The sequence below is a fragment of the Kocuria sp. CPCC 205231 genome (assembly GCF_040980965.1).
Classification (GTDB): Bacteria; Actinomycetota; Actinomycetes; order Actinomycetales; family Micrococcaceae; genus Kocuria; species Kocuria rosea.
Map to the genome: position 1 here is coordinate 249,470 of NZ_JAVKPP010000002.1, position 14,505 is coordinate 263,974.

Annotated in this window: 14 protein-coding genes; 6 read left to right on the plus strand and 8 right to left on the minus strand. The window is 72.3% G+C overall.

Features of this window, described 5'->3' with window-relative positions:
• Nucleotides 1-79: 79 nt before the first annotated feature.
• Nucleotides 80-1,147 carry a GAF domain-containing protein gene (locus tag RF640_RS02795; protein ID WP_368826471.1) on the plus strand — a complete coding sequence of 356 codons (1,068 nt, stop codon included), beginning with the start codon at nt 80-82 and terminating at the stop codon, nt 1,145-1,147.
• Between the two features lie 64 nt (nt 1,148-1,211).
• Here the strand turns inward: RF640_RS02795 and RF640_RS02800 are convergent, their stop codons facing one another.
• From RF640_RS02800 to RF640_RS02825, 6 genes are all read right to left on the minus strand, one after another.
• Nucleotides 1,212-1,667 carry a class F sortase gene (locus RF640_RS02800; protein ID WP_368826473.1) on the minus strand — a complete coding sequence of 152 codons (456 nt, stop codon included), beginning with the start codon at nt 1,665-1,667 and terminating at the stop codon, nt 1,212-1,214.
• A gap of 298 nt (nt 1,668-1,965) precedes the next feature.
• Entirely contained in the window at nt 1,966-2,586 is a 621-nt protein-coding gene (locus tag RF640_RS02805; protein WP_368826475.1) for an excalibur calcium-binding domain-containing protein, read from the minus strand.
• A 181-nt stretch (nt 2,587-2,767) separates the two neighbouring features.
• Nucleotides 2,768-3,898, minus strand: coding sequence for an AAA family ATPase (locus RF640_RS02810; RefSeq protein ID WP_368826477.1), 1,131 nt, complete (start codon nt 3,896-3,898; stop codon nt 2,768-2,770).
• 94 nt (nt 3,899-3,992) lie between these two features.
• Entirely contained in the window at nt 3,993-4,403 is a 411-nt protein-coding gene (locus tag RF640_RS02815) for a VOC family protein (protein WP_368826479.1), read from the minus strand.
• Nucleotides 4,404-4,536: 133 nt separating this feature from the next.
• The gene (locus tag RF640_RS02820) at nt 4,537-5,175 is read right to left on the minus strand and encodes an HD domain-containing protein (protein ID WP_368826481.1); all 639 of its coding nucleotides are present in this window, start codon (nt 5,173-5,175) and stop codon (nt 4,537-4,539) included.
• Between the two features lie 81 nt (nt 5,176-5,256).
• A complete protein-coding gene (locus tag RF640_RS02825; RefSeq protein ID WP_368826483.1) occupies nt 5,257-5,901 on the minus strand; it encodes a maleylpyruvate isomerase family mycothiol-dependent enzyme in 645 nt (214 codons plus the stop codon).
• A 116-nt stretch (nt 5,902-6,017) separates the two neighbouring features.
• Between RF640_RS02825 and RF640_RS02830 the strand changes: the two genes are divergently transcribed.
• Together RF640_RS02830 and RF640_RS02835 are read left to right on the plus strand one after the other, a co-directional pair.
• Nucleotides 6,018-7,157: an exonuclease SbcCD subunit D gene (locus RF640_RS02830; RefSeq protein WP_368826485.1), complete on the plus strand. Its 1,140-nt coding sequence runs from the start codon at nt 6,018-6,020 to the stop codon at nt 7,155-7,157.
• Nucleotides 7,154-9,790 (plus strand): AAA family ATPase, encoded by a 2,637-nt coding sequence (locus RF640_RS02835; RefSeq protein WP_368826487.1) that lies wholly within the window; start codon nt 7,154-7,156, stop codon nt 9,788-9,790. Before RF640_RS02830 ends, RF640_RS02835 begins: the two co-directional genes overlap by 4 nt.
• A gap of 13 nt (nt 9,791-9,803) precedes the next feature.
• Here RF640_RS02835 and RF640_RS02840 read toward each other — a convergent pair whose 3' ends face one another.
• Nucleotides 9,804-10,373 (minus strand): dihydrofolate reductase family protein, encoded by a 570-nt coding sequence (locus RF640_RS02840; RefSeq protein WP_368826489.1) that lies wholly within the window; start codon nt 10,371-10,373, stop codon nt 9,804-9,806.
• 146 nt (nt 10,374-10,519) lie between these two features.
• On the minus strand, nt 10,520-11,284 hold the full coding sequence (locus RF640_RS02845; RefSeq protein ID WP_368826491.1) for a FadR/GntR family transcriptional regulator: 765 nt from the start codon (nt 11,282-11,284) through the stop codon (nt 10,520-10,522).
• A 98-nt stretch (nt 11,285-11,382) separates the two neighbouring features.
• On the opposite strand from RF640_RS02845, the gene RF640_RS02850 reads away from it, so the two are divergent.
• From RF640_RS02850 to RF640_RS02860, 3 genes are read left to right on the plus strand one after another with little or no spacing between them, the layout of a single operon-like run.
• Nucleotides 11,383-12,261, plus strand: a complete 879-nt coding sequence (locus RF640_RS02850; protein WP_368826492.1) for a carbon-nitrogen hydrolase family protein — start codon at nt 11,383-11,385, stop codon at nt 12,259-12,261.
• Nucleotides 12,262-12,271: 10 nt separating this feature from the next.
• Nucleotides 12,272-13,624: an APC family permease gene (locus tag RF640_RS02855; RefSeq protein ID WP_368826494.1), complete on the plus strand. Its 1,353-nt coding sequence runs from the start codon at nt 12,272-12,274 to the stop codon at nt 13,622-13,624.
• A 26-nt stretch (nt 13,625-13,650) separates the two neighbouring features.
• Complete coding sequence (locus RF640_RS02860; RefSeq protein ID WP_368826496.1) at nt 13,651-14,442, plus strand: carbon-nitrogen hydrolase family protein; 792 nt, start codon at nt 13,651-13,653, stop codon at nt 14,440-14,442.
• Nucleotides 14,443-14,505: the final 63 nt, after the last annotated feature.

The window sequence follows — 14,505 nt, forward strand, 5'->3', positions numbered from 1 at the left end:
CCCGGTGACGTCAGGACGGGCGCAGAGGACGGAGGAGCGCGCTGTGGACAGCTGCGGATCGGCGAGGACACCGGAACCGGTGCGTTCGGCCTGGGAGCGGTGCGCCGCCCGGGGCATGTCCCGGGACCTGGACGGCCCGCGGGAGGTGCTCCCGGACCACGAGGTCGAGCAGCTGCGCGCGCTCTCCCCGCTGGGGGCGCACGTCGACGTCGTCGCCGATCTCCTGGGCGTCGTCCGTGACGCCGCCGAGGCCCGGGTCGCGGTCCTCACCGGCCCCGACGGCACCGTGCTGTGGCGGCGCGGGGGACGCTCACCGCTGGGACGCGCCGACGGGCTCGGGTTCGTCGAGGGCGCCGGCTGGGACGAGCACGGCGTGGGCACCAACGCGATCGCCCAGGCGCTGCGCAGCGGGGCCGCGGAGGAGCTGCGGGGCACGGAGCACTTCGCCCGGTCCCACAGCGCCTGGGACTGCACGTCCGCCCCGGTGCGACACCCAGGCAGCGGGGAGGTGCTCGGCGTCATCGACCTGTCCGGGCCGCGGGGCACCGCCACCCCGGACACCAGGGCCCTGGTCCGCTCGGCCGCGCGCGTCGTCGAGACGCTGCTCGCCGCCCGGACGGACTCACGACACCCCGCCGGCACGGCCGGCACGCCGTCCCTGGAGCTGCGTCTGCTCGCCGAGCCGGCCGCGGCCCGGGTGGGCGGCGGGGACTGGTTCCCCCTGCCGACTCGCTCGGCGGAGATCCTCGCGCTGCTCAGCCTGCGCGAGCGCGGGTGGAGCGCCGAGGAGATGGCCTACGAGCTCTACGGCGAGCACGGCACCCCCGGCACGGTCCGCACCGAGATCCACCGGGTCCGCCGCCGGCTCGGGGCGGTGATCACCACCGGCCCCTACCGCTTCGCCGATCCGGCCGCCGTCACCAGCGACGTCCTGCAGCTGCGGACCGCTCTCGAGCAGGGCGAGGTGACCCGGGCCCTGAACATCTACCGGCAGCCGCTGCTGCGGTCCTCGGACCTGCTCACCATCGAGGAGTGGCGCTCCGAGCTGGACCGGGAGACCGCCGAGGCCGTGCGGCGCAGCGGCGACGCCCGGATCGAGACCCGCTGGTCCCACACCGAGATGGGCCACGCCTACCGGCGCGGATGAGCCGGGGCGGGCGCCGCCGTCCGGACTGACCGACAGGGCGCTGTGCCCGGCAGGAACACGCGGTTCAGCCGACGAGCGTCGCGAAGACGACGTAGTTGTCGTCGAACTCGCCGGTGAAGAGGTTGTAGCCGTCGCAGGTGATGAGCCGGAGCTCGGGGCCCTCGGTGTTGCCGTAGACCGCACGGGTGTCGAAGGTGTCCTTCGAGTACTGCTCGGCGCGCTCCACGGCGAACACGGCGGTGGAGCCGTCCGCCCGGGTCACCTCGACGGTGTCCCCCGGCACCAGGTCGCGCAGGCCGGCGAAGACGCCGGGGCCGCCGTCGGTCGCGTTGACGTGGCCGAGCAGGATCGCCGGTCCCTGCTCTCCCGGTGTGGGCGACTGGTCGTACCAGGACGCGGGCGAACCGGGATCGCCGGGTGGCACCTCCAGCGCACCGTCTCCCCGCAGGCCCAGGTGCAGCAGCTCGGAGCCGAGGCCGAGGGCGGGGATGTCGACCGAGAGCGGCTCCGACTCCGCCATGGGCCGCGGGCCGCTTGTCGGCTCACCCGTCGGCCCGCTGGTCGTCCCGGGCGTCGGAGCGGAGGCGTGCGCGGAGGTCGCCCCCGCCGACGGTGTCGCCCTGGGCGAAGGCACGGACGAGGAGGACGACGACGCCGGACCGGCCGCGCCCACTCCTGGTTCAGCCGGCGACTCCTGGGCGCATCCGGTGAGCAGCAGGGCAGCGACCGCCGCAGCAGCGAGGAAGCTGTTGCGGCGGTCGCGGGAGAACATCAGCACGGGCACGAACCTACCCCGCTGTCGCGGACCTGCCCGGAGCTCAGCCCTGGGTGGCGCGGCGGCGGGCCACGACGGTCGCACCGGCGGCCGCCATCACGGTCAGACCGCCCGCGAGCACGAGACCCGGCACGGCGGACTCGCCCTCAACGCCGGTGTCGGCGCCGCCGGCGGGCACCTGGCCGACCTGGTCGTAGCCCTGGCCTCCGTCGGCCCAGTCCGCCGGCACCCAGTCGATGATCTCCTGGTACTGCACGCCGTCGTCGGTGCCGTCGGCGTCGCAGCCGAAGCCGTCGCGGTCGGCGTCGAGGTGCAGGCCGTACGCGGGGTCACCGGCGGGGATGTTGACCCGGCCGGCCGCGCGAGCCTCGGTGCAGTTGTCGAACACGGCGGTGTTCTGCACGACGTCGGACGTGTCCGGCGCGACCGGCGCGTCGACCGCCGGGGAGATGTAGACCGTGGTGCCGCCGCCTTCACACGCCACGCCGTCGCTGTTGCGGTCAAGGTCGGGACTGTAGGCGGCGGACGAGGCAGGGATGTTGTAGTAGCCGGCGTTGTTCGCCGCCGTGCAGTTCTGGAACATCTGCGCCGAGGCCGGGGCCATCGACAGTCCGGTGAATCCGGCGACGGCCAGTGCGGCCACTGCTGCTGCGGTCTTCTTCATGGTGATCCTCCAAGTGTGTGCACATGTAATTCGTTGTCTGTGCATCATAAGAAGGGTGATCACTCGGCAGGGCAACATGGGTACCAAGGACTCGAAATCAGCCGTTGACCACTGCCAACGTTCGCTTCATGACGGAGATCGGCGTTACGGCCTTCGCTTCGGATCCCCTTCTATCCCCTGATTAGGGGACAGACGGTTTGCCGGCACCCCGGACGTCCTGGTGCGGAGGCTGTCGCAGGTGCTCGCGCAGTCCGGGAATGGCGAAGCGGACCAGTCCGTACCCCGCGGGCTCGATCAATCCGGCGTCGATGAGCCGGGTCCTGTAGTTGCCGACGGTGTTCGGCCTGGCCCCGATCCGGGCGCCGATGTCCCCGGCGGTGGACGGACCGTCGTCCTGCGCCATGGCCCGGAGGACGTCGAGATCGCGCGGGGAGGCCGTCGAGAGCGCCGCCTCGATGACCACGCGCTCGTTCCGGCGGCGAGCGGCGGTCACGGCGTGGTCCACCATGGTGTCCGTGACCGCGGCGGAGACCTTCTCCGCCTCCTGCCACAGGAAGTACCCCACCAGCTGGATCAGGAAGGGATAGCCTCCGGTGGCCTCGGCGGCACGGCGGGCCTGATCGTCGTCGAGGGCGAAGCCGCCCGCCGCGAAGGTCTCCAGGTAGGACTGCTGGACGTCGCCGACCGCGGCCGCGTGCAGGTCGATCCGGTCGGCGCGGCGGAGGAACGTGGCCACCCCCTCGTTCAGCAGGTCCGACACGGCCGCCGGCAGGCCGGCGAAGAGCAGACCGATGGGCAGGTCCGCCCGGATGAAGTGCTGCACGTCCGCGGCCAGCTGGGCGATCTCCTGCCGGTCTGCGGCATGGATCTCGTCCACGGTGATGAGCAGTCCCGTCCGCTGCTCCTCCAACAGGCGCAGGAGTCGCAGCCCCTCTTCGCGCCACTCCAGCTGCTGGTGTGGTGGCAGCTGAGTGGTGAAGCCGAAGCCGGCCGCCGTGACGGACGTGAGCCGCCGGCCCTGGGGTCCGCTGCCGAGCTCGTCGGCCAGCCGACGCATCGAGTTGCCGATGCGGCCCATGAATCCCCGTGTCGCCGTCTCGGACACGATGGCCCAGCCCTCGGCCCGGGCCAGGTCCTCGGCGGCGCCCAGCATCACGGTCTTGCCCACTCCTCGGGCCCCCGTGAAGATGGTCAGCAGCCCGGGCGCTCCCGAACGGAGGCGCAGTCCATAGGCGAACTCGTCCAGGACTCCGGCCCGTCCGATGATCTCGGGCGGGGAGGCCCCGGCCGTGGGACGAAAAGGATTCTCCACGCTGCCCCTGTGAATGTCGGTGAATGTCGGTGAATCTTGTGAATCTTGTGAATCTGACGTTTCCAACATACTGCTCCGAAGAACGGGTCATGCCTCAGTCCCGGGTCGCCACGATCGGGTCCGCCCACACGATGTTCCACCGGTGGCCGTCCAGGTCGGCGAACACCCGGTGGCTCGTGTAGCTGTCGTCCTTGCGGTGCCCCGCGGTGGCGCCGGCGGCGACCGCCCGCTCGACCAGGGCGTCGACCTCCTCGGGGATGTCGACGAGCAGGGCGAAGCTGCCGCTCACCGTGCGGCTCGGGTCCGCGAGCTCCTGGTCCTCGCCGATGGCCTGCTGCATGAACCGCCGCTCGACGAGCGTGACCCCGAAGTCCTCCCCGAGATCCAGGATCAGGCTGTGTCCCTCGGCCATGCCGGGGGCCGTGCGCCAGCCCAGGGCCTGGTAGAAGGACCGCGAGCGCTCCAGGTCGGCGACGGGGATGTGGGGGAAGAACCTGTACGCCACGGGAACTCCTGGAGCTTCGGCGGGCCGGGACTCCATGCTCCCCCCGGCTCGAGGACGGCACAACGGTGTGACCGCCCCGTTGCGGGCCCGCAGGCCGCGGGGTCTCCGCCGGGCTGCGGAGACCCCGCGGTGCTCACTCGGGCCAGGCGTTCTCCTGGATGATGCGCACGAAGTCCTCCCGGTGGAAGTCGGGGTCGAAGTGGGCGAGCACGTCGTCGTTCATGGTGCCGAAGGTGGTCTCGGGCCGGTCGGCCATGCCGTCGTAGAACGCGCGGAGGATCTTGTTCTTGAAGTCCGGCCGGGGGTGCGCGGCGACGACCTCGGCGCGGTGCTCCTCGGAGATCTGGTCCAGGTCCAGGCCCAGCACGTCGGTCTCGACGCCGAGGGTGACCACAGCGACCTCGGGCTCTAGGTGCAGCGGGATGGCCGGCGTGGTGTGCAGGGCGATCGCCAGCCACACGTTGCGCGCCTCCTCGGCGGAGCGGCCGTGGTCGCGCAGGAACGCCTGTGCCGCCGCGGCGCCGTCGATCTCGAAGCGCTGGTCCTGGGTGCGGTACTCGTCGGTGAGGCCGAGGTCGTGGAACATCGCGCCCACGTAGGCGAGCTCCGGGTCCACCTCGAGTCCGCGTGCGGCGGACTTGAGCATGCCGAAGAGGTAGACCCGGCGGGAGTGGTTGAACAGGCTCTCGTCGGCGGCCCGCCGGACCAGCTCGGTGGTCTCGCGGACGAGGGCGGAGTCCGGAACGGTGATGCCGGCGATGGTCTCGGCCAAGGTGTCTCCTCTGCTCGGGTGCGTGGTGTCGTGCGGGACCGGCGCGCGGCCGGCCCTTCCCCACTCTCTCAGGTAGCTCGCTCAGGCGGGCGAGCAGCGGGACCGCAGGATCGAGATGCCCTCGCCGGTCAGGTCGTCGCAGTACGCCGCGCGGCCGGCCAGCGCCATGACGATCGCCAGCGTGGTCCCGCTGACCAGGGGCCCGGCGCCGGACTCGAACGGACCGTCGGTGGCCACCAGGTGGAGGCCCTGGGCGGCGCTGCGGCTGGGCACCGCGAAGTCCTTGCCCGCGTAGAACCGCGCCACCGCGGTCACGGTCCCGACCGGCGGCGTGCGCGGCAGCCCCAGCGGGCGGCGGACGTCCTGGCCGTGGACGACGACCTCCCCCAGCCACGCCGCGGTGTCCTTGGAGGGCGCCGCGGTGCTGCCGGCCGCGGTCCGGAACCGCTGGAGGGTCTCGGCCGGGGTGGCGCCCCGGTGCTCCTCGAGGCGGCGCTGGTTGTGCAGGTCGAAGTCGAAGCGGGCGCCCAGCACGCTCCGGAGCCAGCGGAGCCGGCCGATGCTCGCGGCCGCGGTGAGGTGCGCGACGACGTCCTCCACGGTCCACCGCCCGCACAGGGACGGCGCCGCCCACTGTGTCTCGTCCAGTCCGGCCAGGTCCTCGGCCAGGCGCGCGCGCTCGGCGTGGACGGCCGCCCACAGGTCGTTCCGGTTGCTCGACTCCATGAGCCCCATCGAAGCACACGCCGGGGTGCCGGGGCCTTCGGTGTCCGCCAATCCCGATAGCGTGGCACTGGACCCACCCCCTGGGAGAGCACCCCCCGACCGCACGAGGAGCCTCGATGACGAGCATCCGATTCCTCCACACGAGCGACTGGCAGCTCGGCATGACCCGGCACTACCTCGAGGGCGAGGCCCAGTCCCGCTACACCGGTGACCGGGTCGAGACGATCCGCCGCATCGGGGAGCTGGCCCGCGCCCGGGGATGCGCGTTCGTGGTGGTGGCCGGCGACGTCTTCGAGCACGCCAACCTCAGCCGCCGGGACGTCGGGCGCGCCCTGGACGCCATGGGCTCGGTGGGGCTGCCGGTGTACCTGCTGCCCGGCAACCACGATCCGCTCGGACCGGGCTCGATCTACGCGCAGGACGCCTTCCGTGATCTGAAGCCGGACAACGTGACCCTGCTCGACGACACCGGCCCGTGGCCGGTTGCCGAGGGCGTGGAGCTGGTGGCCGCGCCCTGGCGCAGCAAGCGGCCCGACGCGGACCCGGTCGCCCCGGCCCTGGAGGGGCTGGCCCCGGACGGGACGCTGCGCGTCGTCGTCGGCCACGGGATGCTCGACGAACTGGACCCGGACCGCACCTCCCAGGTGACCGTACGTCGAGCGCCCCTGGACGAGGCCCTGGCCCGCGGGGCGATCCACTACGTGGCGCTGGGCGACCGGCACATCCGCTGGCCCGAGGACGACCGCGGCGCCATCCACTACTCCGGCACCCACGAGTCCACGGGCTTCCGCGAGCACGGCCGCGGCCACGTCCTCGAGGTGGCGCTGGACGGGAGCACCGTGGACGTCACCTCCCACGAGGTGGGCCAGTGGGAGCACCGCGTCCTCCACCGGCAGCTCGACGGCGCCGACGACGTCGAGACGCTGCGGGCCGAGCTCGCCGCCCTCACCCCGAAGGAGCGGATCATCCTCAAGACCGTCTTCACCGGCACCCTGAACCTCTCCGAGTCCGCGCAGCTGGACGATCTGCTCGAGGAGCAGGCGGAGATCTTCGCGAGCCTCAACGCGTGGGAGCGGCACACCGACCTGGTGGTGATCCCGGACGAGCACGAGTTCGAAGACCTGGACGTCGGCGGGTACGCCGCCGACGCCGTGACCGAGCTGCGCGAGCTGGCCGGCTCGGAGTCCGAGGACGCGCCCGTCGCCGGGGACGCGCTCCGGCTCCTGTACCGCCTCGTGGGAGGACCGACCCGATGAAGCTGCACCGTCTCAAGCTGGAGAACTTCCGCGGCGTGACCGCCCGCGAGGTCGTCTTCCCCGACGCCGGGGTCGTGGTGCTGACCGGCCGCAACGAGATCGGCAAGACCTCGATGATCGACGCCCTGGACGCGCTGATCGAGCTCCCGGACAACAGCAAGCACAAGAAGATCACCGGGGCGAAGCCCGCCGGCCGGGACGTGCCCGTCCTCGTGGAGGCGGAGTTCTCGATCGGGACGACCCGCGTGGTCTACACCAAGCAGTGGCTGAAGCGGCCGTCCACCACCCTGGAGTACATCTCGGGCCCCCGGAGCGGCCACAAGCTCACGAGCCGCGAGGCCCACGACGCCGCCGAGCAGCTGTGGGGCGGGGCCGACACCGCGCTGTGGAAGGCCTTGCGCTTCATGCAGGCCGGCGGGCTGACCCAGAACGCCCTCACCGACAGCGCGGCCCTGCGCCGGGCCCTGGAGTGCCACGCCGGTCAGGCCCAGGGCGACGACCGCGAGGTCGCCTCCCTCCTGGAACGCGTGAGTGCGGAGTGCGACAGGTACTGGACCTCGACGCGGAAGAAGAACGCCAAGTACCTCCAGGCCGAGACCGACTGCCGTGCGGCCGGGACCGCGGCCGCGGAGGCCGCCGAGGAGCTGCGGGGCATCGCGGTGGTCGAGGAGGAGCTCGCCGAGCTCACCGAGGAGATCGCCGCCACCGGCCGGAAGCTCGGGACTGCCCGCGCGGAGAAGGCGGATCTGGACCGTGCCGCCGGGGAGATCGAGGCCGTCCAGCGGCAGCGGCAGGAGGCCCAGCGCCGGCGGGACGCCGCCCAGGGCGAGCTCGACCGCGCCCGGGAGCGCTCGGCCCGCCGCGCGGAGCTCGTGGCCGCGCTGACCGCCGACGAGGAGCGCAGCGCAGCACTCGCCGAGGACCTGCGGTCCTGCGAGCAGGAGCTCGCCCCGGTGCGGGAGCACGCCGAGGAGGCCGAGGAGCGCCGGACCGCGGCCCAGGCCGCCGTGCAGGAGGCCCGGGCGGCCCACCGCTCCGCCCGGGAGGACCGGAAGCACCTCGACGACGTCGAGCGCCACCGCCGCGTGCTCGAGATCCTGGACTCGCTCGAAGCGGTCCGGGCGCAGCTGGCCGAGCTGCGGTCCCGTCCCGGCACGGAGATCGACGAGGACGTCCTGGACGAGCTGGAGCGGGCCGAGCGGGCGGCGGAGAAGGCCGAGGCGGAGCTGGCGGCCGGCAGCGCCCGGGTGGAGCTGACCGCGCTGGGCCGCGCGCGCCCGATCACTCGCGGCGACAGCACCGAGGAGATCGCCCCGGAGGAGCCGTGGTCCGTCCCGGTGACGGACGAGGTCGAGGTGGAGATCCCCGGCGAGTGGCGGCTGCGGGTCTTCCCGGAGCAGGGCATCGCGGCCCGCCGGGACGCCGCCCGCACGGCCCGCGAGCGGTTCACCGCGCTGCTGGCCCGACACGGGGTCGAGTCGGTCGCCGCGGCCCGCACCGAGTGGCGTGCCGCGCAGGATTTGGCGCAGCAGGTGCGCGAGGCCGTGGCCCAGCGCGACCGGCTGCTCGACGGCGAGGACGAGAGCCGCCTGCGCGACGACCGGGACCGCCTCGCCGCAGCGATCGAGCAGTACGGCGACCGACGCGACCGCGGCGCTCCGCTGCCGGAGACCGCCGGTGCCGCCCAGGAAACGGTTGAGGCCGCCGAGGCCGCCCTCAACGACGCCGAGGACGCCGCGCTCCACGCCGAGGCCGCTGCCGAAGCCGCCCGGTCCGCCCTGCAGTCCGCCCAGACGACGCTGCACTCCCTGCAGGGCGCCGCGCTCGAGCAGGAGCGCGCCCTCGCCGGCTCCCGGACCCGGCTCGAGGACGCCCGCCGCGAGGTGCCGGACGAAGACCTGGACCGTGCCGCCACCGCGGCGGCCGAGGCGCTGGCGGCGGTCCAGGCGGAGATCGACGGGCACGAGACGGCTCTCGCCGGCCTCGACGCCGAGAGGGTGCTGTCCGACCAGCAGCACGTCGCGGATGAGATCGAGGGGCTCGAGACGCTGCTGGGCGAGCGGCGGGGACGCCACCAGTCCCTGGCTGGCCGGCTCGAGGGCATGGGCCGGGACCGGGTGCAGCTGGCCCACGACCAGGCCGGGACACGGCTCGAGGCCGCCCGGCGTCACCTCGCCGGGATCGAGCGGCGGGCCGAGGCCGCCCTGCTCCTGGAGCGGACGCTGCTGGAGCACCGCGAGCGCGCCCACGCCCAGTACGTCCAGCCGTTCCGCACCGAGGTGGAGCATCTCGGCAGGTCGGTCTACGGCCCGGACTTCGAGGTCCAGGTGAGCGGGTCCCTGGAGGTGGAGCAGCGCAAGCTCGACGGCGACTGGCTGCCGTTCGCCTCCCTCTCCACGGGGGCCAAGGAGCAGCTGGTGATCCTCATCCGGCTCGCCACCGCCCTGCTCGTGGACCCGGAGGACGGGGTGCCGGTGCTGCTCGACGACGCCCTGGGCCACTCCGACCCGCAGCGGCTCCGGAGGCTGGCCTCGGCCATCACCACCGCCGGGGAGCGGACCCAGGTGATCGTGCTGACCTCGAACCCCGAGCGCTTCGTGAACCTGCGGGAGGCGCACCGGATCGAGATCTGAGCCGGGGCCGGGTTCAGGCGGTCGGTCCTCCACCCGCGGGCGCCATCGGGCCCACCACGCGGTAGGTTGCGCAGACGAACGCCCGGTTCCGGGCCACGTCCTCCAGCTCCAGGTCGAAGCGGCGGGGGAACAGGGGGCGGCCCGCCCCGAGGGTGACCGGCGCGATGGAGACCATCAGCCGGTCCAGCAGTCCGGCCTCGGCGAACTGGGCGGCCAGGTCGCCGCCGCCGACGACCCAGATGTCCTTCCCGCCGGCGGCCTCCGCGAGGGCGGCGTGGATCGGCGCCACCTCCCCCTGGGCGAAGCGGAGGTCCGCCCCGGGGATCCCCGGCAGCTCGGCGTGGGTGACCACCCAGGTGGGCATGGCGTAGGGCCAGTCCTCGCCGGAGGCCTGCAGGTGCGCGCGGACCCACTCGTAGGTGGTGCGGCCCATCACAACCGCCCCGACCCCGGCGATGAACTCGTCGTAGCGGAACGGGCCCTCGGGGTCCGAGTCCTGCCGGAACAGCCACTCGAGGGAGTCCTGCTCGTCGGCGAGGTAGCCGTCCAGGGTGGTGGCGGTGTAGAAGACGGTGCGGGTCATCGGAGGCCTCCTGTGCGTCGTGGGCATCCACCGACCAGGTCCCCGGGGCCGGGGGCCCCGCCCGGGTGCGGCATCGGCAGGGCGGGCCGGTGGCTGACATGGTACGTCTGCCTCCTCGGTCCCGGTCCGGGCCGGCCGGCGGCGCGTCACACGGGGTCGGAGGAGTTCCCCACCGGGTGAGCCTCCAGGAGTCCCATGAACATGGTCCGGTGCAGCCGGTCCACGTGTTGATGGGAGATCTCCACGGCCGTTGCGCAGTCGCGTGCGGCCAGTGCCCGGACCAGCCCGATGTGGTCGTGGTTCGACACGTGCAGCTGCTCGATGGGGTAGGGGATGAAGTAGCCGTACAGCTGCTCCAGCACCTTCAGGTATTCCGCCGTGGCCGTCCCGACGGCGGCGACCTCTGCGACGGAGCGGTGGAACTCGTCGTCGGCCTGGTGGTATGCGGACCAGCTCTGCGCCTCGGCCATGCGGCGGGTCAGCTCTTCGAGATGCTGGACCTGCTCGTTGGTGGCCCGCAGGGCGGCGAAGTGCGCCAGTGCGCACTCCATGAGCATCCGGCGATCGATGAGGCCGTGCACTTCCACGGTCTCCGCCGCAGGGACCACCAGCTGACGCAGTGCCTCGGCGTTGGGGGGATCTGCGACGAACGTTCCTCCGGTGCGCCCGCGTCGCCGGACCAGCACCCCGTCCTCCGCCAGGCTCGTCAGCGCCCGCCGGGCCGTGATGGGGCTGACGGAGAGCCCACGGGCCACGTCCTCCTGGTCCGGCAGCCGCTCCCCGGGGTGCAGCATGCCCAACGAGATGGCCATGCCGATCCTCAGGCGCACGGCCTCGATGGCGTTGCGCCGCTCGAGACCGCCGAGCACCCCGTCCCCGAGGCCGCCTGTCGGTTCGTTGTCGTGGGCCACGCCGCCCACTGTACGGCTCCGCATCACACCTCTTCCCTTAATAGATCATTTAGATCTAATATAACCGGCGTACGCAGGCCCAGCAGATCGGATCCCACATGCACCGCACGCTTCCCCTGGTCGCAGCGCAGGCCGCCCCCCGCCTCATCGGCGAGCCCGTGTCCGCCTTCGCCGACGAGGTCACCGAGATCCTCCGAACCCGCACTGGCACCGAACTGGTGGTCTTCCCCGAGCTGCATCTGTTCGCGGACGGCGACCCCGACCAGCAGCGCACCGAGGCCCTGCAGGACAGCGCCCAGCCGCTGGACGGACCCCGCACGCGGGAGCTCCAGCAGCTGGCCGGTGACCTCGGGATCTGGCTGGTGCCCGGCAGCGTGTGCGAGCGCGGCCCGGACGGTCAGCTCTTCAACACCCTGCTGGTGCTCTCCCCCGCAGGAGAGCTCGCCGGCTACTACCGCAAGATCTTCCCCTGGCGACCGCACGAACCGTACGATCCCGGCGACCGGTTCAGCACCGTCGACATCGACGGCGTCGGACGACTGGGACTGAACATCTGCTACGACGCGTGGTTCCCCGAGGTGACCCGTCAACTGGCCTGGATGGGTGCCGACGTCATCCTCAACGTCGTGAAGACCACCACCCCGGACCGGCGCCAGGAACTGGTCCTGGCGCAGGCCAACGCCATCGTGAACCAGGTGTTCATGGTCAGCGTGAACTGCGCCGGGCCCGTGGGCGCCGGGCAGAGCGTGGTCGTCGACCCGGAGGGACGGATTCTCGCATCCGCCGCCGGTGACCGGCCGGAGCTGCTCGAGGTGAAGCTGGACCTGAGCCAGGTCGAGCGCGTGCGCACCGAGGGCACGGAGGGGATCAACCGCATGTGGTCCCAGTTCCGCGCCGGCGAGAGCCCCATCGAACTTCCCGTCTACGGGGGCCGGATGGACCCGGCGACGTGGACACCGCGACCCTTCGACTCCTGAGGAACCCAGCATGGACACCACCACCCTGACCCGCACGCTGCGGCTGCCTTCGCTCGTCCTCTTCGGACTGGCCTATCTCACCCCGATCATCGTCCTCGGCATCTTCGGCGTGATCTCCGAGGCCGCCGGCGGCGCGGCGCCGGCTGCCTACCTCGTGGCCCTGGCGGCCATGCTGCTGACCGCGCACAGCTACGGGCGCATGGCCGCGGCTTTCCCGGTGGCCGGCTCCGCCTACACGTACGTCCGCCGCTCCATCGACTCACGCGCGGGCTTCCTCGTCGGGTGGGCGGTGCTGCTGGACTACCTGTTCCTGCCCATGGTCATCTGGCTGATCGGCGCCTCCTACCTCGACGCCCAGTTCCCCGGAGTTCCCTTCGCCGCGTGGATCATCGGGTTCATCGTCATCACCACGGTGCTCAACGTGCTCGGGATCAAGGTCGCGGACAAGGCCAACTACCTGCTGATGGCCTTCCAGCTCCTGGTCCTGACGTTCTTCGTCGCGCTGTCGATCACCTACGTGGTCTCGTCCGGCGGACCGGGCGGCCTGGTGAGCACCGAGCCGTTCCTCAACAGCACCTCCGACCTCGGGATGGTCACGGCCGGCGCAGCCATTGCCGCCTACTCCTTCCTGGGCTTCGACGCGGTCACCACGCTCACGGAGGAGGCCGTCGAGCCGCGCAAGAACATGCCCCGCGCGATCATGCTCATCGCTCTGATCGGCGGCGGCATCTTCGTCGTCGTGTCGTACGTGACGCAGCTGGTCCACCCCGGAGGCCAGTTCGAGGACACCGCCTCCGCGGCGTCCCAGATCGCCCTGCAGATCGGCGGTCAGCTGTTCGGGGCGGTCTTCCTCGCCGGTCTCGTCGTCGCCCAGTTCGCCTCCGGCCTCGCCGCCCAGGCGAGCGCCTCCCGGCTGCTCTACGCCATGGGCCGCGACGCCGTGCTGCCGAAGGGCGTGTTCGGCCGGCTGGACCCGCGCTTCCGCACCCCCGTCCTGAACCTGGTCATCACCGGGGCGGTGGGACTGATCGCCGTCTTCCTGGACGTGGCCACGTCCACGTCGTTCATCAACTTCGGGGCGTTCACCGCCTTCACCCTGGTGAACCTCGCCGTGATCTTCCACTTCGTGCGCGAACGCCGCGCCGGGAACCAGCTCAACGTCCTGAGCTATGTGGTGGTGCCCGCAGGAGGCGCCCTCGTGTGCGCCTTCCTGCTCTCCCAGCTCGACGCGAACGCCCTCACGCTGGGCTCCATCTGGCTGGCCTGTGGGATCATCGCACTGGCCGTGGTCACCCGTGGTTTCCGCACGGCGCCGCCGGAGATGTCGGCCACGGAACAGCAGGTCACCCAAGAGGTCGCCTGACTCCTCTTCGCGGAAGGACGCACGGGATGCGGATCGCCCTGGGCCAGCTCCGGTCCGGCCCGGATGTGGCGGCGAACCTGACGGCCATCGCGGGCCTCGTCGAGGAGGCCGCCGGCCACGGCGCCCGGATGGTGGTGCTGCCGGAGTACGCCACGTACCTGAAGAAGGCCGTCGACGAGACGTTCCCCCAAGTGGCCGAACCGCTCGACGGCCCCGTGGACACGGAACTGGGACGCCTCGCCGCGCTCCACGGGGTGGCCGTGGTGGCGGGCACGGTCGAGGCCTCCGGCACTCCGGGGCGCGCGCACAACACGCTGGTGGTCCACGACGCCGCGGGGCGGCGGGTGGTGAGCTACCGCAAGATCCATCTCTTCGACGCCCAGGGCTACGCGGAGTCCCGCTTCATCCAGGCGGCCGCCGAACCGACACCGGTGGTCTTCGACCTGGAAGGGCTGCGCTTCGGACTCCTGACCTGCTACGACCTGCGCTTCCCGGAACTGGCCCGGTCCCTGGCCGACGTCGGGGCGCAGGTCCTGCTGAGCTGCGCGGCGTGGGTGCCGGGCGAGCACAAGCTGCGGCAGTGGCAGGCGCTGTCCACGGCCAGGGCCATCGAGAACGGGGCCTACGTCGTGGGCTCGTGCCAGGCCAAGCCGATCTCGATCGGGCACTCCCTCGTGGTCGACCCCATGGGCGCGACCGTTGCCGAGCTCGGCCCCGACCCTTCGCTCACTGTCGCGGACATCCGCCCTGAGCTCATCACCAGGACGCGGCAGCGCTTCCCCACGGCGGCGCAGCGGCGGCTGCCCGCACGGGACTGACGCACATCCCGTCCGGCCGGGATCCCGACCCGAGTGAGGTGGACCACATAGAATCGAGGCCAC